This window comes from Dysgonomonas gadei ATCC BAA-286 (genome assembly GCF_000213555.1).
Classification (GTDB): Bacteria; Bacteroidota; Bacteroidia; order Bacteroidales; family Dysgonomonadaceae; genus Dysgonomonas; species Dysgonomonas gadei.
Genome location: NZ_GL891979.1, coordinates 119,525 through 142,922 on the forward strand (window position 1 = coordinate 119,525; position 23,398 = coordinate 142,922).

The window sequence follows — 23,398 nt, forward strand, 5'->3', positions numbered from 1 at the left end:
AACAAGGTAATCTTTGCTTAAAGCACGCAAAATAGAACTACTTGCCCCTGCTAAGAATCTGGAATGTGGTATTGAGGCTATCAATCACGGGGCGGACGCAGTGTACATCGGCGCACCGAAATTCAGTGCGCGTGCAGCCGCCGGAAATACACTTGATGATATTAAGTCGCTGGCGGAGCACGCACATCAGTTCGGCGCAAAAGTATATGTTGCCCTGAATACCATACTGACGGATAGTGAATTGCATGACGCGGAAAAACTCATATGGCAGTTATATACCGATGCCACAGTAGACGCACTCATAATTCAGGATATGGGTATCACTATGCTCAATCTGCCACCGGTTGCATTGCATGCAAGCACACAAATGGATAACCGGAGTGCGGAGAAGGCGAAGTTTCTTGAAAATGCAGGATTTAAGCAAATCGTATTACCCCGGGAATTGACAATAGGTGAAATAGGCGAAATTGCCGCCCAGGTAAAAACTCCTCTCGAAGTCTTTGTTCATGGCGCATTATGCGTATGCTACAGCGGGCAGTGTTATCTCAGTCAGGCCTTGTCGGGACGAAGTGCGAACAAAGGGGCATGCGCCCAGTATTGCCGTTTACCATACACGCTGGTTGACGCAGACGGGGAAGAGATAATACAGAAGAAGCATTTTCTGTCGATGAAGGATCTCAATCTGTCGGATAATTTGGAAGAATTACTGGAGGCTGGCGTCAGTTCTCTCAAGATAGAAGGGCGGTTGAAAGATGTTTCCTATGTGAAGAATGTGGTAGCTTATTATCGATTGAAATTGGATGCGATTTTGAAGAGAAATCCTCAGTATATAAGGGCATCGTCGGGGACATCAGTATATACATTCGAACCCAATCCGGAAAAAAGCTTTAATCGTGGCTTTACCAAATACTTTCTGCACGAGCGCAGTAGTAATATGTGGTCGGTAGACTCACCCAAATCGATAGGTGAACCAATTGGGAAAATAACAGAGATCACAACAAAGTATATAAAAGTCAATAGCGCTGTAAAGATACACAACGGCGATGGTCTTTGCTATTTCAATAATAAAAAAGAGCTGGAGGGTATCCATGTTAACCGTGTAGAAGGAGACCTTATCTTCCCGGCAACGATTCCCGATGTAAAGCGTGGTGCTTTTGTTTACCGTAACTATGATCATGAGTTTGAAAAGTTGTTGTCGAAGAAATCGGCGGAACGCCGTATAAGCACGACCATTGAACTGAATGAAATTCCGTTCGGCTTTTCTTTAAAGATTACCGATGAAGACGACAATTATGCCATTCTCAATTTTGAAACGGAGAAGCAAACAGCTCTGAAAGACCAAACTGAAAATATCCGGAATAATCTGAGCAAGACGGGTAATACGATATTTAAAGTGGAGCAGGTCAATACAAATTGGAGCGATAGTTGGTTTGTCCCGGTGTCGCTGTTGTCGGAATGGAGAAGACAACTGACAGATAAACTGTTATCTGTAAGAAAAATCAGATATCAACAGGAAGTTGCCCTGCATAAACAGACCTCGCATGCTTTTCCTGTTAAAGATATTACATATCTGGGGAATGTGATGAATGAAAAGGGCAAGCAATTTTATATGCAACATCAATCGTCGGTGATACAGCCTGCGTTTGAAAAACAGGCTCAAAAGGATGCCCCTCTGATGTTTACACGTCATTGTATCAAACAGTCATTAGGTTGGTGCCCGAAAGAAGGGACTGAAAAACATCCTTACAAAGAACCTTTCTTTTTGATATATAACAATACAAAATTGCGTCTTTCGTTCGATTGCCGGAATTGTGAGATGAAAGTATTTAACGATTCGTACGCAGAATAATATACATATTGATATTTTCTGTATCTTTGAACCTATATTGGAAATACCTGATATGAGTAATGCATGCAGTTCAATGGGATATTCTCAAGTCTTAACCTGCTATTGCTGTTTTACTTATCATTGTAATAAATAGGTCCGCGACCTTATTCATCCTATGCTGAAAAGAATTGTAAGATATACCTGGCCCCCTGCGGTCATTGCTGTTATCATTTTTTATTTATGTTGTCTTATCCCTACAGATGATATACCTGATGTCGGGTTTCAATTCTTTATCCCCGCCGATAAGATTGTGCATTTCCTGATGTATTTCGGTTTGGCCGGAGTGGCATCGTTCAATTATATCTTTTACAAAAAAGGACACATCATAATATTGAAACTTGTAGTTTTTGCTATACTGGTCCCAATTATTTACGGGGGAGTGATAGAAATTATACAAGCAGAATATTTTCCGGGAAGGAGTGGTGACTGGTACGATTTTCTGGCTGATGCGCTGGGTGTACTGGCATCCCTGCCTATTTCCCTCTGGTTTAGGCGTTTTATGTTAAACAGGCAATTACAGGAAGAAGACATATGAAAAAGTCAATCATTATTTTGTTCGCGTTATTTTTCTCAATGAGTATATTTTCTCAGGAAGAGAATTATCAATATAAAGTAAAAGTGGGAGATATTGCTCCCGATTTTGAAATGAGTCTACCTTCGGGGCAAAAGGTGAAATTATCCTCTCTGCGGGGTAAGGTTGTTATGTTACAGTTCACTGCCAGCTGGTGTGGCGTTTGCCGCAAAGAGATGCCCCATATAGAGAAAGAGATATGGCAGAAGCATAAGGATAATCCTAATTTTGCGTTATATGGTATAGACCGCGAAGAACCGGCCGAAACAGTCTTGAAATTTGCCAAAGCCACAGGAGTGACTTATCCTATAGGTTTAGACCCGAAAGCAGATATATTTGGTACATACGCGGAAAAAGAAGCGGGGATCACAAGGAATATCATCATTGATAAAAATGGAAAGATAGTAATGCTTACCCGGCTTTTCAAGATGGAGGAGTTTAACGAAATGGTTGCCTTGATTGATTCTTTAGTAGAGAAAAAATAATACAGATGAGTATCGTTATTATAAAGTATAATGCAGGGAATATCTTTTCGGTAGAGCATGCTTTTAAACGTCTGGGTGTAGAAGCTATTGTGACTGCTGACAAAGAATTGATAAGGACTGCTGACAAAGTGATTTTTCCGGGGGTGGGAGAGGCCAGTTCCACGATGCACCATTTGCGTCAAACAGGATTGGATAAGCTTATTCCCGATCTAAGGCAACCGGTCTTGGGCATATGTCTGGGCATGCAGCTGATGTGCGCCCATTCCGAAGAAGGCGATGTGAACTGTTTGAATATATTTGATGCAAAAGTAAAACGGTTTGTTTCTGAAAGACATGAAGATAAAGTGCCTCATATGGGATGGAATACGATAACCAATCTAAAGAGTGAGATTTTTGACGATTCACTGGAGGGGGAATTTGTATATTTTGTACATAGTTATTATGTATCCGGTTGCAAGCATACAGCAGCAACAACAAACTATATCCTTCCATTTAGTGCGGCAATCCATAAAGATAATTTTTATGCAACCCAGTTCCACCCCGAAAAGAGTGGAGGAGCGGGTGAAAAGATATTAAAGAACTTTTTGTCGAACACTAAATAATAATTTATCATGGATAAGTACGATGAATTAAGAAAGCTGGAAGAGCTTAGGGCTCAGGGAGCAATTTCGGAAGAAGAATTTCAGCAGGAAAAGCATAGAATATTGAATCCCGGCAGCTATGGTAACGATAGAAGAGGATTGGGCGGCATACAGAAAGATACATATATCGTACTGATGCATCTGTCTCAGTTTGCAGGATTCCTGATTCCGGGATTAGGCTTTATTCTTCCCATAGTGTTATGGCTGGTAAATGCAAAAGAATATCCTGAGGTAGACAGGCATGGAAAGAATATCGCGAATTTCATGATAAGTATGCTTATTTATGCGACAATAGCCGGTATTTTCTGCATCACGATAATAGGAATTGTAATAGGTCTTCCGATGCTTATCATAATTGCGATACTTGAAATCGTATTCATAATCATTGCAGCAATAAAGGCCAGCAACGGAGAATATTGGAAGTATCCGTTATCAATCACTTTTTTTTCTTAAATAACAGAGCATGATAGAGATTATCCCTGCTATAGATATTATTGACGGTAAGTGTGTTCGTCTGTCACAAGGCGATTATAATGCAAAGAAAGTATATAACGAAGATCCGCTGGAGGTAGCGAAAATGTTTGAAGGCGCGGGTATCCGCCGTCTTCATCTCGTCGACCTCGATGGGGCGAAGGCAAAAAGAGTAGTCAATCAGGCTGTTCTGAAAAAGATTGCGTCGAATACATCCCTCGTTATTGATTTTGGCGGAGGGGTACAGAGCGATTCCGATCTGGATATTGTTTTCGAATCAGGAGCTTCTATGGTTACCGGAGGGAGTATTGCGGTGAGGGATAGGGATTTATTTACCTCCTGGATAGAGAAATACGGCAGTGAAAAGATCATCTTGGGGGCTGATTGTAAGGACGGTAAGATTGCTGTTTCCGGTTGGCAAGAATCTACATCGGTTGATATTATTCCTTTCATAAAAGATTATAAAACAGAGGGCATAAATAAAGTTGTCTGTACGGATATCAGCAAGGATGGCATGCTTCAAGGTCCGTCTATTGACTTGTATAAGGAAATCCTGAAATCTTTTCCGGATCTCTATTTAATTGCAAGTGGCGGAGTCAGTAGTTTTCAGGATATACTCGATTTGGAGCGCGAGGGTGTACCTGCTGTTATTTTAGGAAAAGCGATTTATGAAGAACGGGTGACGTTGGACGAATTGAGTCGTAAGTAAGTTACGAGTTATGAGTAGTCGTTGAATAATCTTATGCGTCAGTTACTTTTTACGTACAGAAGTATCTTTCATTTTGGCAACTCAAGATTTAATTATTAATTTAGGAAACAATAAGATCATTATATCCAAGAAAACAAAACTATGATAAGAAGCATAATATCGATAATGCTACCATTCGCAATATATTGTAGTTGTAGTACTAACGTGCAGATAAATAATGAACGAGTGATAGAATCTGGAGAAGTTGAGTTCAGTGACTCGGTTAAGAGACCTTTTACCAAATATGTTTATGACGATAAGGGAATACTTATAAGTTCTGTTATTATCTCTTACGGGAAAGACAGTGTTGGGAACATTAAAGAGCAATATATCAGAACCAGTAATTATACACATTTAGGACGAACTATTAATATTGACGGTGTAGAAAAAATAATAGATATAAATACTGGTGATTCTCATAATAAGGACATAAAAGTGATACTAAAATGCAATGGTTCGGGCAAGATTGTTAAACGTATAGAGCACCCCGAAGGATATGTGCTACCCATTATAGATGAATTTGAATGGGAGGGTAATTGCATCAAAAGAAAAATACGCTATTATGATGGGGAGTTAGCGAATGGAAGTTATGAAGATATTGTAGAATATAAATACCGCGATGGGAATATGGTGTCGGCCAATATGAAAACCTTAATAGTAGTAAATGATGTTAGAACCACAATAACCGGAACTATAAAATGCGAATACGACACAACACATTTAAGTTACCAGACCAATCCTGACGAATCAGTTCTAATAGTAAACCACAACCTAGAGTTATTCGCAGCAAAACATTCGGCTAATCAACTAACATCTTATATTTGGGAATCTACACTTCAAGAATTGGATATGGTAAAAAGAATAAAAATCCAGAACATATATAGTACAGATACATCGTTGATAAAAATAGACAGATATGATGAAAAAGATTATCCGATCATTAGCAATTATACAAGAAAAGTTAAATCAAAACTTGATTCATATATAGACCCTCAACAGAGTAAAAAAACGGAAGAAAACATAAATTTTATTGTTTTTACAAAATATACGAATCTGTAGTTGAACGTAATGTATAATATCAATATTTGCCTATCATAAATCCAGTTTGCGCAATTCTTCCTTCGCAGAAGAGGAGTGTAACTCATGTCTAAGATTTTCAATGATTGATTCACATAACTTATAAACATATAATTTTTAATTAAAACACGTGTTAGCGAAAAGAATAATACCTTGTCTTGATGTAAAAGATGGGATGACTGTGAAAGGTACCAATTTTGTAAACCTCCGGGAAGCCGGAGATCCGGTGGAACTTGGTGTGCGTTACAGTGAACAGGGAGCCGACGAACTGGTATTTCTTGATATTACGGCATCACACGAGGAGCGTAAGACATTTACCGAATTGGTAAAACGTATTGCCGCAAATATAAATATACCTTTTACCATCGGTGGAGGTATCAATGAATTATCGGATGTAGACCGCTTGTTGAATGCCGGAGCAGATAAGGTTTCTGTAAATTCTACAGCCATAAGAAATCCGAAGATAATTGAGGAGATAGCCAAAAACTTCGGTTCACAGGTTTGTGTTTGCGCAATAGATGCTAACTTTGAAGACGGGATATGGTCATGTTACACCAGCGGTGGACGTAACAAAACAGATAAAGAACTTTTCTCCTGGGCTAAGGAAGCTGAAAACCTCGGTGCGGGCGAAATCCTTTTTACCAGTATGAACCATGACGGAGTCAAAACCGGGTATGCGAATGCGGCATTGTGCCGATTATCCGAAATATTAAATATCCCTGTTATTGCCTCCGGCGGGGCCGGGAATATGAAACATTTTCGCGATGTGTTTGTTAATGGTAAAGCAGACGCAGCCTTGGCTGCCAGCGTTTTTCATTTTGGCGAGATAGCGATAAAAGATTTGAAGGATTATTTGAAAAAAGAGAATATAAATGTGAGATAATTATAAATTATGAGTTATGGATTGTAGCTCGTAATTTATAACTCGTAACTTGTAACTATAATGGAACTCGATTTCGACAAAGTAGGTGGGTTAATACCTGCCATTATACAGGATAATGAGACAAACAAAGTGTTGATGCTTGGCTATATGAATACTGAGGCGTTGCAGAAAACACAGGAAACAGGAAAGGTGACATTCTTTAGCCGTACAAAACAGCGGCTTTGGACAAAAGGTGAAGAAAGCGGGAACTTTCTGAACGTAATCAGTATAAAGGAAGATTGCGATAAGGATACACTCCTCATTAAGGTAAATCCGGTTGGCCCGGTTTGCCATACAGGAGCAGATACTTGCTTCGAAGAAGAGAATAAAGAAGATATCCTGTTTTTGAAATATCTTCAGCATTTTATTGAAAAACGTTACAAAGAGATGCCGGAAGGCTCTTATACGACATCACTCTTCGAATCTGGTATAAACCGCATGGCCCAAAAAGTGGGCGAAGAGGCACTGGAATCGGTAATAGAGGCCTGTAATGGTACCGACGACCGTTTGATATATGAATCGGCGGATATGCTTTATCACCTGATTGTATTATTAACATCGAAAGGCCTAAGTCTCGAAGACCTCGCTAGGGAGCTTCAAAAGCGTCATAAAAAAACTAAAAACTAAAAGTGAAGAGTGAAAAATGTTTATCAATCTCCATTTTTAATTTTTCACTTTTCGTTCTTCACTTTTCACTTTATACTGACATAGTTATGGATAAGGATGTAATTATAAAATATGAAGGAGTTGATTTGGACAGGGATGGTAATAACATCCTTAGTGATATCAACATCTCAATAAATGAAGGTGAATTTATATACCTTATAGGGAAGGTTGGTTCGGGAAAAAGTACATTCCTGAAAAGTCTTTATTATGAGATACCTATAGAGAAAGGTCATGGACGTATCTTCGATTATGAACTGGAAAGTATAAAGAAAAAACAAATTCCATTTTTGAGACGGAAGGTGGGGATTGTATTTCAGGATTTTCAATTGCTTATCGACCGTACTGCGGCTAAGAACCTTGAATTTGTCCTTCGTGCTACCGGATGGAAGAATAAAGATCTGATAGATATACGGATCGGGGAAGTGCTTACACAGGTTGGTATGCAGAATAAAGGCTATAAAATGCCTCATGAGCTATCGGGAGGAGAACAGCAACGTATCGTTATAGCGCGTGCGCTTCTTAATTCACCTGAAATTATACTAGCCGACGAGCCGACGGGGAATTTGGATCCTGAAACAGGAAATCAGATTGTACAACTCTTGCATACGATATCGGAAGGAAATACAGCCGTTATAATGTCAACTCACAACTATGCAGTTGTTCAGAAATATCCGGGAAGAATCATCAAGTGTGAGGATGGGCATCTGAAAGATGTGAAGATGGGAAATCAGATTCAATCACAGAATCACTAAATAAAAATATAATAGAGGGAATTATGGAAATAAGAAAATTAGATTTAACAAAGAATAATGAGGTTTCATTTATTGAAAACCTTTATATCGAATCTTTTCCGTTGAGCGAGCGCCGCCCGGTGGAAACAATGCTCGATTTATATAAAGGGAATTCACCTTTTGTAATTGCCATAACCCTCGAAGACGATAATATAGTGGGCTTCCTAACTTACTGGGATCTGGATGAATTTATATTTGCCGAGCATTTTGCTATTTCGCCCGAGTTTCGCAATGGGGGATATGGGCGTAAAGTGATGGATCTATTTATAAAAGATGTCATCAAGCCTATTATACTAGAGGTGGAATTGCCTACCACTATACTGTCGGAGCGCCGTATTGGATTTTATCAACGTATAGGATTCAGATTGTGGGAAAATGTACAATATCAGCAACCGGCTTATCATAAAGACGGTATTGCCATTCCTATGAAGTTGATGACATACGGAAGTTTGGATGTAGAGAAGAATTTAATCGATATCAGAAGCAAGCTGTACAGTGTGGTCTATAATTGCTAAATAAGGATAGATACCAGATTTATTGTGCAAAAAAACATCTTTTGGTTGAAAATAATAAGCAAAAATTTTGAAAAATTAAAAATAGCCTATATATTTGCATTCGCAATTGCGAAAGTAGCTCAGTTGGTAGAGCACGACCTTGCCAAGGTCGGGGTCGCGGGTTCGAATCCCGTCTTTCGCTCATAATCTGAAAGTATCAGATAGAAAATAAGAATACTTTCCAATCTTTTGATCTGGAAGGTATTTTTTTTGATGCCTATTTTAATGTATAGGTTGAAGGCTCTTTTTGATCTATTTTAATTTTTATGAGAATCCTCTGCTTTTCTGTAGTAAGCAGGTGTCCAATGAATACTTAAAGGGGGTAGGAGTATGTATGGATTCAAATGTACCTGAGTTTTTTAGAGAAAACGACCATTTCATAAAACCAAATCCCAATTTAAATAAGCTATAAGTTTGCTATCAAAAAATATAAAATTTATATTTGATTACAAATAGCGTTGACTTATGTGTCTTTATATATACAACATATAATCTAAATATTCAGAAAACACAAAAGTCTGATTCTGATTACTAAAGTAATCATAGTAAGACTATAAATTTGATTGAGGATGTCTCAGGATTCATTTACACAAATAACCTCTGCTGAATTTGGAAAGTTATTTGAACAGTATAAGTCACAATTTGTGATAGTTGCTCGTTCATATGTCCGGGATGCTATGGTTGCAGAAGATTTGGTTATGGATTGCTTCATTTCTTTCTGGGAAAACAGAAACAAAACAGAAATAGTTCACAATATACCTTCATATATATTAATTTCGATAAAACGTCGCTGTCTAAACTGGTTGCGGGATCAGAGTATACATTTAAAAGCGCAAGAAGATATCCATTCAACGGCATTACGCGTAATATCGTCGCGTATAGCGACTATTGAGACAAACGATCCAAATGGCCTTTATGTGGATGAAATAGCTGCTATTATAAAGCAGGAATTGACAAACATGCCTAAACAAACACGTAAGGTATTCCTTGCCAATCGCTTTGATAATATGACTTATAAAGAAATCGGAGAAAAATTTGGCTTGTCTTTTAATCAGGTCAATTTTGAAATCCGGAAAGCAACCCAAATTCTTAGGTTATCATTGAGAGATTATCTACCATTACTTATGATGCTGGGTATTAGACAGTTCTTTTTATAAAATCTTCGTAAAATAAAAAAAACTCTTTTTAATTGCAAACAACCAACCATTAAGTGTCTTTATTATAGTATGGAAAAAGAATTACTTATAAAGTTTTTAAAATGTGAAACGACACCGGAAGAAGAAAAGCTTTTGGTTGATTGGCTGGAAGCAGATCCTGAACATCGTAAGGAATTAGATTCGATGCAATTGATAATGGAGGGCATGGCCTTGTGTGTCCCAGAATTGCAGAATATGGATTCAGACAAAACTTCACATCGTGTTTCGCTATTTACAAAACTTACAAAAATATCTGTAGCTGCTTCAATAGCAATAATTATTGCAGCAGGTATAGGCTATAGTTACATTTCAGATAAATTGGATAACTTGTCTAACCAAAAGACAATGGTAGAAGTACCCGGAGGACAACGGATATGTATAACATTAGGTGATGGCACTGAAGTTTGGCTTAATTCGAGTGCAAAGCTGGAATACCCATCTGTTTTTTCAGGTAATCAACGCATTGTAAAATTATCAGGTGAGGCAATGTTCAATGTTAAACACGATGAGAAACATCCTTTTATAGTAGAAACTTACGCTTGTAATATTGAGGTGCTTGGCACAAGATTTAATGTTAATGCCAATGAATCATTAAACAGTTTTTCTACCGCACTAATGGCTGGTTCAATAAAACTAACGAACAAGCTTAATCCTGAGAGTTCTATTATAATGAAGGTTAATGAAGAAGTAACCCTTAAAGACGGATACTTACAACTGGAAAACATTAAAAATCACGATGAATACCTTTGGCCTGAGGGAATTATAAGTATCCATGATACAACATTTGAAGAGCTTATGGCCAAATTTGAACAAATATTTAATGTCCAGATAGAAATACGAAGTAAAAAAATCCCGAGTATTAATTATAATCGTGGTAAAATTCGAGTTTCTGATGGGATCGATCATGCTTTAAAAATATTACAATTGTCATCAGACTTTACTTATAAAAGAGATACGGAGACAGGGGTAATAACAATTCTATAATGATTTTATCAACAAAACCTTAATATGCCTATGGAATAAAAAAGAGAAACCTAACCAGAATCTGCCATTTACATAATAAAAACCTGCCAATGCTGTAACATCGACAGGTCGTGGATCGCAGTTAATTAACTTTAAAGTTCTAACTACTAATGATTCTTATTTCACAAAGTTATGGATAAAAAAAGTATTCAGCAAAAAAAATGGATTTTTACCACAATCTTAGCCATTTGTTTTTTTCTGATCAATCAACAATCTATTCTTGCACAAAATATCCGGGTGACTATAAATATGCAGAATGTCCCGATGGAAAGTGTAATGAATGAAATCGAAAAACAAACCAAATACCTCTTTATATCAGATAAAGAAGTAGATATCAAACAAAATGTAAGCGTTAACACGCAAAATAAGCCACTTAGTGAAGCTCTGTCGCAAATGGTAAAAGGAACAGATATTACTTATAAAATAAGTAGCTCTAACATCCTTTTATCTAAGCAAGTCGTCCCGGTTGATAAAGTTGAAACTCTATCAGGGATTGTATATGATGAGTACGGAGAACCCGTTATCGGAGCCTCTGTTGCAATAGACGGCACTACAAACGGGACTCTGACAGATATAGATGGTGCTTTCTCCTTACGGGCTTCCATTTCCGGAAACACATCCCTGCGAGTTTCTTTTGTAGGTTATGAACCTGTTATAGTATCAGTTGGTAATAAAACTCAGTTCAACGTTACACTTCAGGGAAAGGATAATATTTTAGATGCTGTAGTTGTCACAGCTTTGGGTATCAAGCGTTCGGAAAAAGCGTTGAGTTACAATGTAACGCAGATAGATGCCGAGTCCGCGTTGACTGTGAAAAGTGCCAATTTTATCAACTCTCTGAGTGGTAAAGTTGCCGGTTTGAACATCAATGCGTCCTCTTCCGGTATTGGCGGTGCCAGTAAGGTTGTGATGCGCGGTTCTCGTGGAATCGAGCAGTCTAGCAATGCTCTTTATGTAATAGATGGCATCCCTATGTACAATCTTAGTGCCGCAGGAGGAAGCGAGGAATTCCAATCGCAAGGATCCAGTGAAGCCATCGCCGATATCAATCCCGAAGATATTGAATCCATGTCTGTTTTGTCGGGTGCAGCTGCTGCAGCTCTTTATGGTAGCAATGCTTCGAATGGAGCTATCCTTATTACAACAAAAAAAGGGCATATAGGCCGTACTACAGTTACTGTATCAAGCAATACAGAGATGTTGAATCCTTTTGTCATGCATAAGTTTCAGGATAGGTACGGAACTTCCGGCACGGAAGCCAGTTGGGGCGCACGCCTGAACGCAGGCAACTACTATGGATACAACCCGAAAGATGATTATTTCCAAACAGGCCTTATTGGCACGGAAACAGTTACGCTGTCCACAGGTTCTCAGCAAAATCAGACTTATCTGTCAGTTGCTGCTGTAAATTCACGGGGAATAGTGCCTAATAATAAATACGATCGTTATAATTTCACATTCCGTAATACGACATCTTTCCTGAATGATAAAATGAAACTTGATGTGGGTATGCAGTATATCATACAGAAAGACGATAATATGGTGAACCAGGGAGTATATGCCAATCCGCTGGCATCTGCTTATTTGTTTCCGCGGGGAAACGACTGGGAAGAATATAAAATGTTCGAACGTTTCGACCCTGCCCGTAATTTATATACTCAGTATTGGCCTCAGGGCGGCGGTTCGTTTCGTTTGCAAAACCCATACTGGATAAATTATCGCAACTTGCGTGAGAATGATAAAGACCGTTACATGCTTAGTGCCGCACTGTCTTATGATATTCTAAGTTGGTTAAATGTATCCGGACGGGTTCGCGTGGATAACTCTACAAATACATATAAACAGAAATATTATGCCAGTACCGAACCTGTTATCGCCGAAGGTTCGCAAAACGGTTACTATGGTGTAACCAATACGGGTGACAAACAAACATATGCAGATATCCTAATGAATGTCAACAAGCATTTTGGAGAAGATTGGTCATTAACAGCGAATGTCGGTGCTTCATACTCCGATAATCGCTCAGATGCTCTCTCTGTTTCGGGGCCTATACCTGCAGATGGACTTGCCAATTATTTCACTATTGCCCAGCTAGACAAAGCGACAACTAAACGGTCGGAAAACGGTTACCATGAACAAACTCAATCTGTTTTTGCTTCGGCTGAAGTCGGTTACCAGAGTACATATTATCTGACGCTCACCGGACGTAACGATTGGCCTTCACAGCTTGCCGGTCCCCGTTCTGCGCAAAAATCGTTCTTCTACCCATCTGTAGGAGGCTCGATTATTTTATCTGAACTTTTGACCTTACCTCAAGATATATCCTATCTGAAACTACGCAGTTCATGGGCATCGGTAGGTCTTCCGTTCGCACGTTTTCTGGCTTATCCTACTTTTTCGTGGGATGATTCAAAAGGGGGCTTTACTTCACAATCAGCTTATCCGTTGTATAACCTGAAACCGGAACGGACGAATTCCTGGGAGATAGGTCTTACTACCCATTTCTTTAAGAATTTTAATCTGGATGTGTCATATTATAATACAAAAACCTATAATCAAACGATGAATGCTAATTTGTCTCCTACAGGTGGTTATAGTACATTCTATGCGCAAACTGGTGATGTAAGCAATCATGGTATAGAACTTTCTTTGGGTTACAAAAACACATGGAATAAATTTACCTGGAGTTCCAACTATACTTTTAGCGCCAATAAGAATAAGATTAATAACCTGATAGATGGATACATACATCCGTTGACCGGAGAAACAATCACAAAGGAAGAAATGAATGTAGGCGGTTTGTCTAAAGCACGCTTCATTTTGAAGAAAGGTGGTTCGTTAGGAGATTTATATTCTATGGCCGATTTGAAACGTGATGCAAACAACAATATTTATGTAGATGCAAACGGTGCTGTAAAGGTGAATGACCTGGCAGAAGGTATCTATCTGGGTTCTGTTTTTCCTAAATCAAATATGGCATGGCGCAATGATTTCTCGTTGGGTAATTTCGGATTAGGATTCCTCGTTTCAGCGCGCTTTGGAGGCGTCGTTTATTCAGCAACACAAGCTGTACTAGACTCTTACGGAGTATCTGAAGCAACAGGAAATGCCCGCGACAACGGGGGGGTAGTTATCAATGGTAATGATGTATTGGATGCACAACAATGGTACTCATTAATTGGTGCCGACAGTGGCATTCCTTTATTCTACACTTATAGCGCTACGAATATACGTTTACAGGAAGCTTCTTTCAGCTATACGATCCCTCGTGCAAAGATTAATAATATTGCAGATGTTACACTTTCATTGGTAGGTCGCAACCTGTTTATGTTCTATTGCAAGGCTCCGTTCGATCCTGAGGCTGTTGCCACCACCGGTAATTACTATCAGGGTATTGACTATTTTATGATGCCAAGTTTGCGCAGCATAGGACTCAATGTAAAACTTAAATTCTAAAACTCAGAAAGTATGGAATTACATAAAACCATAGCAAAGTTTATCATGATCGGCGCAATCCTTTTTGGTATAGCCGCTTGCACATCGAATTTCGAAGATTATAATAAGAATCCTTACGAACCGGATGTTGACGATATGATGGCAGACGGGTACTTAGTCAGAGCACTTGTATTGAATATGCAGGATGTGATGATGCCCGAGAATGAGAATTTCTCTCAATATGTAGACTGTCTGATGCCAGGTGGATTTTCCGGATATATAGCCGATTCTAATCTGGGTACCGGCTGGTCAGGACGTTTTGCGACTTACAACCCATCGGAAAACTGGTCGAGAGTTCCTTTTGGAGATTTCTATGAAAAGTTCTATCCTGATTATTTTCAGTTAGTAAACCAGAGCGAAGATGAACTTTTTCTTTCATTGGCCGAATTGTATCGCATTGCTGTAATGCTTCGCGTAACTGATACTTACGGCCCTATCCCTTACTCAAAAGTGGGTGTCGACAATGCTATTAAGTCTCCTTACGATTCGCAAAAAGACATATATACGAAAATGTTCGAAGACCTGGATAATACCATTACAGTACTCACCAGATTGTCCACCCAACAGTTCAATGCAGGAGCAGACCGCATCTTTGGAGGTAATATCGCTTCCTGGGCAAAGTTTGCGAATTCGCTGAAACTTCGTATGGCTATGCGTATCGTGTACGCTGATGCAGCCTTGGCAAAAACAAAAGCAGAAGAAGCTGTAAATTCTGAATTGGGTGTAATGACAGTATCTACTGATGGTGCTTTCCGCAAAGTAGCCGATCATAATCCGTGGGAACGCTTCATGCCTAACTGGTCTGATGCCCGTATTTCCGCCGATTTGGTTTGCTACATGAATGGATTTAACGATCCTCGTCGTACGGTATATTATAACAAGTCGACCTTTGGTACGACTTCGAATGGAGGTTACACTGATGCGGAAGACTATGTAGGTTTACGTCGTGGTATCAGACAGGGAGAATTTAATTCATGGTCTCATGGCTATTCTTGCATGAATGTTACCACTGAAGATGATATCCTCGTTTTTCCGGCATCAGAAGCCACTTTTTTGCGTGCTGAAGGTGCTCTTCGAGGATGGAATATGGGAGGTACTGCACAGGCTCTCTACGAGGAAGGTATCCGTATGTCGTTCGCTGAACGGAATGCTACAGGGGTAGATGCTTATATCGCAAATGCTACGGGAAAAGTAACAGCATACAGAGACCCTCTAGCCAGAAAATCCGGACAAATCTATGATTATTCCGGCTCTATAGTGTCCAATGTGACTGTTGCATGGGATGAGAGCTTTGATTTTGAGACAAAACTGGAGAAAATAATTACCCAAAAGTGGATAGCTATATTCCCTAATTGTATGGAAGCCTGGTCGGAATACCGCCGTACAGGATATCCTAAGTTGATGCCGATGGCAGTCAACCTGAGCGGAGGAATCGTCAATGATGCTGAAGGGATAGCCCGTCTGGCTTATCCTACGAATGAGTATCGGGAAAACAGGGAAAATGTAGAAGCTGCGGTTAGCTTGTTGACAAAGGAATCGAACAACAAAAAGGGAGATTCTATGGCTACCCGTGTATGGTGGGATTGCAAACCTGGTAAATAATCCGTTTTAACTAAGAATAATTATGAAAAAATATAAGAAAAGTAATATTTCTCTAATGCTGTTATCCATACTGGCAGCCATACTGATGGTATCCTGCGATGATTGGACAGAGGTAGAAACAATCGATCTCAATAAGGCGGATGTAGCAGAAGAGAACCCGGAGCTTTATGCCCAATACCTGGAAAACCTGAGAGAGTATAAAGAATCAGATCATGTTTTGGTATATGCCTGGGTTGATAACAGTGAAAAGAAACCTTACAGCCGGGCACATCACATCACCGACCTTCCCGACAGCGTAGACATAATTGGGCTTATGCATCCCGACAAACTCGCCAGCTGGGAGTTGGAAGATATAAACAAAGTGCGTAGCGAGAAGGGAACAAAGGTTATCTACACGATAGACTTTGAAACAATCAAAGCCGCATATAACGCCAAGCTTGAATTAGCCACCGAAGAAGAACCTGTTGCATTGGAATTTCTTGACTTTCTGACCGATTCTTTGGAATATTCGCTCAGTCTGGTGAATAAATACAACTATGATGGTATTTGTGTCGGTTATGCCGGAAAATCACGGATTCATATGCGTCCTGATGAATTGAAACAATATATCGAAAACGAAACTGCTTTCATCAATATTATGAGGGATTGGAAAAGACGTAATCCGGGGAAAATAACAATATACGAAGGAAAGCCTCAAAACCTGATAGATTCTTCATTACTCGATGATTGCCTGTCTATCCTTATTTCAGGAAAAACGGCGACAGCAAAGGATGAATTGACTTATACATTGCTACTTGCCAACATAGATAATATTGCAAAAGATCGCTTTGGAATGGTCGTAATGGCTATTGACCTGAATGATCCGAACAAAACTATTGGATATTTTGCTGACGGAACAGTGACGATGGAAGGACTCGCCGATTGGGCACCGGTTTCGCACGGAGGAATAAAAGTAAATGCTGTGGGTGTTTACAATGTATCTACCGATTACCATACCACTGTAAAGGATTATTACTATCTGAGAAAAATTATTTCGAGCGTTAATCCATCCGTAAAATAAAAGAAGAAATGATTATGAAAAACAGAATCAATAATTTAGTACTTTCATTTTTTGTAGCGTTCTTGGCTTGCGGTGCGTTGACATCCTGCGGAGACGATGCGGAAAATTATGATAATAAAGCTTTCACCACTTCGGAGAAAGTTGGTTCTATACTGCTGATGGGAACTAATGAAACAGAGAGCAGAACCATTCAGACTTCTATTGCCAAGCCTGAAGGATCTGATATTGTGGTGACCTATAAAGTGGATGAGTCTTTGGTGAGCCAATATAATATGACATATGTAGATAATGCCATTATCCTTCCTGGTGAATATTATGAACTTACAGAGGCAGTATCCACCATCGCAGCTGGTACGGTGAAAGGTAATGATGTGGAAATAAGTTTCAAAAATCTTTCCGGCTTAGATCGTGATTTAGTTTATGTATTACCAATAACCGTAGCTAACTCAAATATTGAATTCCTGAAAAGCGCCCGTAATACTTACTTTGTAATTAGAGGTGCTGCCCTGATTAATACTGTAGCCGATATTACAGAAAATTACCTTTCGCTACAGAATCCGGGGACTTCTTCCCTGAAAGGTATGAATGAAGTATCCATAGAAGCATTGTTATATATAAATAAGTTTGGTAAACTAATTAGTACAGTGATGGGTATCGAAGGAAGTTTTCTTTTCCGTGTTGGTGATGCGGGACTTCCTGACAATCAGCTCCAGTTAGCTACTTCCAGTGGAAATATTACAGATGCAGCCTGGCAGTTGCCGACCAATGTATGGGTACATCTCGCTGCCACTTACAATTCGGCCGACGGTGCTGTGAATGTTTATATCAATGGTGTCAAAAAAGGAGATACTAAAACAACAAATTATCGGAACAGCGTAAACTGGGCTACATCAAGTTTCTATGTGGGAAAATCGTATGACGACAATCGTTACATGGAAGGAACTATATCCGAGTGCCGAGTGTGGAACCGTGTACTTACTGCAGATGAAATTCAAGGGAAAGATCATTTCTATGTAGTAGCGGCTGACAGTCCGGGTTTAGCTGCATACTGGAAGTTCAACGAAGGGAGCGGACAGATAATAGCCGATCATACAGGTAATGAGAATACCATAGTTGCAAATAAGACAATTACATGGATGTCGGTCTCGTTGCCTAAATAATAGTTCTATAACTTTTAAGGAAAGAAATTATGAAATATTTAAAATCTAAATATTGGATTGCAGCCTTTATACTGGCAGGCGGTCTGCTCACAGCCTGCTCCGAAGATATTACTGTAGGAACTCTCGATGAAAACAGATATTCTACAGGGGATGGTTCTGTAATGGGCTACATTAGCGACAACAATGGGAAGCGGATGTTATCCAATGTAGAATTCCGCGATGCAGGCGATATGTACCTGCAACTGAAGACGACAGCAAAACTTGTATCGGAAGCTACAGTAACCGTAAGTTATGATGAAACTGTACTTACCGAATATAATAATACCTACGGTACTACATACGAGGCTTTTCCTCAGGCAAAAGTAACATTGGCTGATGGTGGAACCATTAATCTGAATAAAGATTCGGAGCAATCTGCAGCCATGAAAGTATCATATACTTCTGATGGTAGTCTTTCTACCGACAAAAGCTATGTTATTCCTTTACGAATGAAAGTAACCTCAGGTGATTTTAAATTGGCGGAAGCCGATCAAACCCGAATGATATTCGTAAAAGACCTGACCGGAATTCCTGATTGTACCAAATACATAGATGGTGCCCCGGGTGTTAAAGTATTCAGCTGTATGGAGGTTAATGATACCAATCCGCTAAACAATCTTAGCTTTACATTAGCCAGTAATGGTAAACCATTAGTAGATGCTTTGATTCTTTTCTCTGCGAATATCAACTATAACGAAGAAACCGGACGGGTATATATCTTCAACAATGAAAATGTAAAAGCCATTCTGGATAATCGTGAGAAATACCTGAAGCCATTACAGGAAAGAGGTATAAAGATTATATTAGGGCTTTTAGGGAACCATGACCGGTCAGGTATTGCAAATATGAGTAAAGAAACAGCTCAGGAGTTTGCCAGGGAAGTAAAAGCAATGTGTGATGCTTACCAGCTGGATGGAATTTTTGTAGATGATGAATATTCAAAATATGAGACTAGTAATATAACTCCCGGATTTGTATATCCAGGCAAGGAGCCGGCAGCACGCCTCTGCTATGAGGTAAAGAAAATACAACCCGAGCGATGGGTGGTTGCCTATGCTTATAGCACAACATACGGCCTGCCCGCTATTGATGGTATGAATTCCGGCGAATTTGTTGATTATGCATTACATGATTATGGTGGTTCTTCGGATTTAACCTCTTATTTCCCAGGAATGCCTAAAGCTAATATGGGCCTGTATTCACAAGAGTTTTCGCAAGGACGTACAGCAAGCGAAACCAACCTGAAAAGAATGCGCGACAATGGGTATTTGTCACATATGATCTTTGCTATGGATCCTAACCGTTCCAACTTTAACTCATCACAGCTACCCGCAATGCAAAGAATGGCAAGAGCATTCTATGACGATGAACTGGTATTCGATGGTATTAAATATCCGAAAGACTGGAGATAGGAAACCGTACTAATCATTTAAATGTAAAATGAATTATGAAAACCATAAATAAAATAATACAGATGTTGCTCGTAGTCGTGTTGTTACCCATTGGGTTTGCAGGATGCAGCGACGACGATGAAACGATAAATCCCGGAGGTGAAACCGAAGTTCCCACATTTACACTTGGACAGGAATCCATCAGGGTAAAAGTAGGCGCTGAAAATAAAATAACTGTGGATATAAAAGAAGGAGGAGGAGAATACGATGCATTTATATTGAATGCAGATATAGCCAAGGCTGAGACTGTAGACGGAGTAGTGAAAGTAGAAGGAGTTGCTAATGGGCAGACCTCATTGATCGTTTCTGATAAGTATAACCGCTATCGTAAAGTACCGGTTAGTGTGTACACCACCGATAAGCTCCAGCTAAGCCATGAAACTTTTGACTTGACAACCGTATTGGGTAATTCGAAGACTCTGACAGCTAATGTAGTGTTAGGCAACGGCGGATACGAAGTGGCATCAGACAATCCAGCCGTAACAGTCAGTGTGAATGAAGAAGGGGTTATCAGTATGACTGCCGTTTCCAAGAAAATAGAATTTACAGCTATAGTTACAGTAACGGACTGTACCGGGTTGTCGGAGGATATCGCGGTTACAGTAACGGCATCTATGAATCCTTTTACGGATGCAGAGTTGGAAACTATCATGCTTGACAATACCCGACGTTATTTTTATAACGGTTCTAGAACGGATTCCTCATATTATACATATCTGAATGAAGTAACCAGCCAAGGTAAGCAAAGATATGGCTGGGATTACTATTCATATTATTGGTATAAACTGGAATTTAAGGGCGGTAAGGATGTAGGAACCAAAGAAGACGCTGTGTTTGATTATTACTATTATAGTACCGGCTCTGTCAGTGCTCCTGTCGCAATGAAAATCATCAAAAACGATGGAGTCAATATTTGGGGAGTATTCTCATACGTAAATGACGAGCAGGAGAAATTATATACAGGATACTTCTGTTCACCTATATAAAAAGGGTAATCTAAAGTATTATAAACAATAAAGAGCCGCACAGGCGAAGGAGGATAACCTTTGTCCGTGCGGCTTCCTTTAGATAATAAAACTATCGAATCCATGAAATGTTTTTTGTGGCCTGTAGGTCTTATACCTTAACCAATCTGAAAAGGAAACATAATAAATTGCTATAAACGCTATTTTGTATTGTACATCAGGAGTTCGATAGCTTTATTTTAAAACTCATTTGAATGACATGAAATATTCTATATCTAAGGCTGGATCTCCTCTGTTTTGGGTTCCTACGGTTTATTTTGGAATGGGCTTACCGTTCGTTATGGTACAGCTTGTGTCGGTAATCATGTTTTCCGAAATGGGGATATCTGACGCCACAGTTGCTTTCTGGACATCGCTCGTTATACTTCCGTGGAGTTTGAAACCTTTATGGAGTCCTTTTCTGGAAATGTTTAAAACAAAGAAATACTTTGTGGTCGGAACCCAACTGATCACCGGGCTTTGTTTTGCCTTGGTAGCTCTGAGTCTTCCTCTGCCCGATTTCTTTACCTATACCATTGCTCTGATGGGAATGATCGCATTTAGCGGGGCTACACACGATATAGCTACCGATGGGGTATATATGACAGAGTTGGATACAAAGACTCAGGCTAAATATATCGGATGGCAGGGTGCTTTCTTCAATATAGCAAAGGTTGTAGCTAACGGAGGATTGGTATTCCTTGCCGGAACACTGAAAAATACAATGGGGGTTGTCAATGCGTGGATGCTTATAATGGGAGTAGTTGCTGCCATAATGATTCTTCTGAGCTTGTGGCATAGTCGTATGCTTCCGTCCGGAGGAGTTTCTGCAACTAAAATTAATTCAGTCAGAGAGGGATGGAATTCTTTTAAGAATGTATTTGTAACATTCTTCCAGAAGAAGAACATTGCTTATTATATCATATTTATCATATTATACAGGCTGGCCGAAGGTCTGGCTATTAAGATATTACCACTCTTTCTGAAAGCTCCTGTAGAAAATGGAGGTCTGGGCCTTGAAGTAAGCCGGATAGGGCTTATAAACGGTACATTCGGAACGGTGGCATTTATTCTGGGTTCGATACTTGCAGGGTATTACATCTCCCGTAAAGGATTACAAAAAACATTATTCATACTTTGTTGTGCTATTAATTTGCCATTCCTTATTTATTTGCTGTTGGCCATATTCCAACCTTCAAATATATTCCTCATAGGCTCGGCCGTTATATGTGAATACTTTGGCTATGGTTTTGGTTTTGTTGGCCTCACTCTGTTTATGATGCAACAGGTAGCACCGGGAGCGCACAAAATGGCGCATTATGCTTTTGCATCGGGAGTAATGAACCTTGGGTACATGTGTGCCGGGATGGTCAGCGGTATATTAAGCGACTGGTTGGGATACAAGCAATTCTTTGTGATTGTAGCCGTTGCAATGGTACCGGCTTTGGTTATTTCCCGCATAATTCCGTTTAAATACCCGGATAGAAAGGAAAGTGAGGGCGAAATATTAACAGAAGAATAAATCTACGATAAAATAATAATACAATTATGTCAAGTGAATTAAAAATAGAAGGTCAATCTTTACCCGGTATGCCTTGGGAAGAACGTCCGGCAGGATGTAAAGATGTGATGTGGCGTTATTCTGCCAACCCGATTATTGGCCGTGATGCCCTTAGTACGTCGAACAGTATTTTCAATAGCGCCGTTGTGCCTTTCGGCGATGGTTATGCCGGAGTATTCCGTTGCGATGATACTAATCGCCGGATGAGGCTTCATGCCGGGTTCAGTAAAGACGGGATCAATTGGGACATTAAAGAAGAAGATATCGCATTTACCGGAGCCGATGTCGAGATTGGTGAATGGGTTTATGGCTACGATCCTCGCGTGGTCTGGATCGAAGACCGTTATTATGTGACATGGTGTAACGGCTATCACGGGCCTACTATTGGTTGTGCATGGACGAAAGATTTCAAAACATTTCACCAACTGGAGAATGCTTTTATACCATTCAACCGCAATGGGGTAATGTTTCCGCGTAAGATAAACGGACGTTTTGCCATGCTTAGCCGTCCGAGCGATAACGGGCACACAGCTTTCGGCGATATATTCTACAGTGAATCTCCCGACATGGAGTTCTGGGGACGTCACAGGCATGTTATGTCACCCGCCGCATTCGAACACAGTGCCTGGCAGTGTATGAAAATAGGAGCCGGTCCTATTCCTATCGAAACATCAGAGGGCTGGCTGATGATATATCATGGTGTGTTGCGTTCGTGTAACGGCTATGTTTACAGCTTTGGGTCAGCATTATTGGATAAGGATGAGCCGTGGAAAGTAATCGCCCGTAGCGGCGCATACCTTATTGCTCCACGGGAATTGTACGAATTGACAGGCGATGTGCCTAATGTTACATTCCCTTGTGCAGCATTGCACGACTCCGAGACCAGGCGCATTGCTGTATATTACGGATGTGCTGATACCGTTACCGGGTTGGCATTTGGCTATATAGACGGAATAATAGAATTTACGAAACAAACAAATATTCTATAATATT

21 protein-coding genes and 1 tRNA gene are annotated in these 23,398 nt (G+C 39.8%); all 22 read left to right on the plus strand.

What is annotated here, in order from left to right:
• The first annotated feature begins 13 nt into the window (after nucleotides 1–13).
• The 22 genes from HMPREF9455_RS00485 (at nucleotide 14) to HMPREF9455_RS00590 (ending at nucleotide 23,394) form a co-directional block, all read left to right on the plus strand.
• Nucleotides 14–1,849, plus strand: coding sequence for a peptidase U32 family protein (locus HMPREF9455_RS00485; protein WP_006797596.1), 1,836 nt, complete (start codon nucleotides 14–16; stop codon nucleotides 1,847–1,849).
• A 154-nt stretch (nucleotides 1,850–2,003) separates the two neighbouring features.
• The gene (locus HMPREF9455_RS00490; RefSeq protein WP_006797597.1) at nucleotides 2,004–2,423 is read left to right on the plus strand and encodes a VanZ family protein; all 420 of its coding nucleotides are present in this window, start codon (nucleotides 2,004–2,006) and stop codon (nucleotides 2,421–2,423) included.
• 38 nt (nucleotides 2,424–2,461) lie between these two features.
• Nucleotides 2,462–2,944, plus strand: coding sequence for a TlpA family protein disulfide reductase (locus HMPREF9455_RS00495; RefSeq protein WP_395858089.1), 483 nt, complete (start codon nucleotides 2,462–2,464; stop codon nucleotides 2,942–2,944).
• 5 nt (nucleotides 2,945–2,949) lie between these two features.
• Complete coding sequence (gene hisH, locus HMPREF9455_RS00500; RefSeq protein ID WP_006797599.1) at nucleotides 2,950–3,546, plus strand: imidazole glycerol phosphate synthase subunit HisH; 597 nt, start codon at nucleotides 2,950–2,952, stop codon at nucleotides 3,544–3,546.
• Between the two features lie 9 nt (nucleotides 3,547–3,555).
• The gene (locus HMPREF9455_RS00505) at nucleotides 3,556–4,038 is read left to right on the plus strand and encodes a magnetosome magnetite crystal formation protein family (protein WP_006797600.1); all 483 of its coding nucleotides are present in this window, start codon (nucleotides 3,556–3,558) and stop codon (nucleotides 4,036–4,038) included.
• A gap of 10 nt (nucleotides 4,039–4,048) precedes the next feature.
• Nucleotides 4,049–4,765, plus strand: a complete 717-nt coding sequence (gene hisA / locus HMPREF9455_RS00510) for a 1-(5-phosphoribosyl)-5-[(5-phosphoribosylamino)methylideneamino]imidazole-4-carboxamide isomerase (protein ID WP_006797601.1) — start codon at nucleotides 4,049–4,051, stop codon at nucleotides 4,763–4,765.
• 141 nt (nucleotides 4,766–4,906) lie between these two features.
• Nucleotides 4,907–5,863 (plus strand): hypothetical protein, encoded by a 957-nt coding sequence (locus HMPREF9455_RS00515; RefSeq protein WP_006797602.1) that lies wholly within the window; start codon nucleotides 4,907–4,909, stop codon nucleotides 5,861–5,863.
• A gap of 148 nt (nucleotides 5,864–6,011) precedes the next feature.
• Nucleotides 6,012–6,764 carry an imidazole glycerol phosphate synthase subunit HisF gene (hisF, locus tag HMPREF9455_RS00520; protein ID WP_044215280.1) on the plus strand — a complete coding sequence of 251 codons (753 nt, stop codon included), beginning with the start codon at nucleotides 6,012–6,014 and terminating at the stop codon, nucleotides 6,762–6,764.
• A gap of 60 nt (nucleotides 6,765–6,824) precedes the next feature.
• Nucleotides 6,825–7,430 (plus strand): bifunctional phosphoribosyl-AMP cyclohydrolase/phosphoribosyl-ATP diphosphatase HisIE, encoded by a 606-nt coding sequence (gene hisIE / locus HMPREF9455_RS00525; RefSeq protein WP_006797604.1) that lies wholly within the window; start codon nucleotides 6,825–6,827, stop codon nucleotides 7,428–7,430.
• Nucleotides 7,431–7,516: 86 nt separating this feature from the next.
• On the plus strand, nucleotides 7,517–8,221 hold the full coding sequence (locus HMPREF9455_RS00530; RefSeq protein ID WP_044215282.1) for a cell division ATP-binding protein FtsE: 705 nt from the start codon (nucleotides 7,517–7,519) through the stop codon (nucleotides 8,219–8,221).
• Nucleotides 8,222–8,244: 23 nt separating this feature from the next.
• Nucleotides 8,245–8,775, plus strand: a complete 531-nt coding sequence (locus tag HMPREF9455_RS00535; protein ID WP_006797606.1) for a GNAT family N-acetyltransferase — start codon at nucleotides 8,245–8,247, stop codon at nucleotides 8,773–8,775.
• A 108-nt stretch (nucleotides 8,776–8,883) separates the two neighbouring features.
• Nucleotides 8,884–8,956: transfer RNA gene (locus HMPREF9455_RS00540), tRNA-Gly, on the plus strand.
• 427 nt (nucleotides 8,957–9,383) lie between these two features.
• Nucleotides 9,384–9,971 (plus strand): RNA polymerase sigma-70 factor, encoded by a 588-nt coding sequence (locus HMPREF9455_RS00545; RefSeq protein WP_006797607.1) that lies wholly within the window; start codon nucleotides 9,384–9,386, stop codon nucleotides 9,969–9,971.
• 69 nt (nucleotides 9,972–10,040) lie between these two features.
• Entirely contained in the window at nucleotides 10,041–10,994 is a 954-nt protein-coding gene (locus HMPREF9455_RS00550; protein WP_006797608.1) for a FecR family protein, read from the plus strand.
• 171 nt (nucleotides 10,995–11,165) lie between these two features.
• The gene (locus tag HMPREF9455_RS00555; protein ID WP_006797609.1) at nucleotides 11,166–14,489 is read left to right on the plus strand and encodes a SusC/RagA family TonB-linked outer membrane protein; all 3,324 of its coding nucleotides are present in this window, start codon (nucleotides 11,166–11,168) and stop codon (nucleotides 14,487–14,489) included.
• 12 nt (nucleotides 14,490–14,501) lie between these two features.
• Nucleotides 14,502–16,130, plus strand: coding sequence for a SusD/RagB family nutrient-binding outer membrane lipoprotein (locus HMPREF9455_RS00560; RefSeq protein WP_006797610.1), 1,629 nt, complete (start codon nucleotides 14,502–14,504; stop codon nucleotides 16,128–16,130).
• 22 nt (nucleotides 16,131–16,152) lie between these two features.
• Nucleotides 16,153–17,190, plus strand: a complete 1,038-nt coding sequence (locus HMPREF9455_RS00565; RefSeq protein ID WP_006797611.1) for a glycoside hydrolase family 18 — start codon at nucleotides 16,153–16,155, stop codon at nucleotides 17,188–17,190.
• Nucleotides 17,191–17,204: 14 nt separating this feature from the next.
• Nucleotides 17,205–18,350, plus strand: a complete 1,146-nt coding sequence (locus HMPREF9455_RS00570; protein WP_245532152.1) for a DUF1735 and LamG domain-containing protein — start codon at nucleotides 17,205–17,207, stop codon at nucleotides 18,348–18,350.
• Between the two features lie 29 nt (nucleotides 18,351–18,379).
• Nucleotides 18,380–19,801, plus strand: coding sequence for a BT_3987 domain-containing protein (locus HMPREF9455_RS00575; RefSeq protein ID WP_006797613.1), 1,422 nt, complete (start codon nucleotides 18,380–18,382; stop codon nucleotides 19,799–19,801).
• 35 nt (nucleotides 19,802–19,836) lie between these two features.
• Complete coding sequence (locus tag HMPREF9455_RS00580; RefSeq protein WP_006797614.1) at nucleotides 19,837–20,826, plus strand: hypothetical protein; 990 nt, start codon at nucleotides 19,837–19,839, stop codon at nucleotides 20,824–20,826.
• Between the two features lie 238 nt (nucleotides 20,827–21,064).
• Nucleotides 21,065–22,366 (plus strand): MFS transporter, encoded by a 1,302-nt coding sequence (locus tag HMPREF9455_RS00585; RefSeq protein ID WP_006797615.1) that lies wholly within the window; start codon nucleotides 21,065–21,067, stop codon nucleotides 22,364–22,366.
• A 26-nt stretch (nucleotides 22,367–22,392) separates the two neighbouring features.
• Entirely contained in the window at nucleotides 22,393–23,394 is a 1,002-nt protein-coding gene (locus HMPREF9455_RS00590; RefSeq protein ID WP_006797616.1) for a glycoside hydrolase family 130 protein, read from the plus strand.
• Nucleotides 23,395–23,398 lie beyond the last annotated feature (4 nt).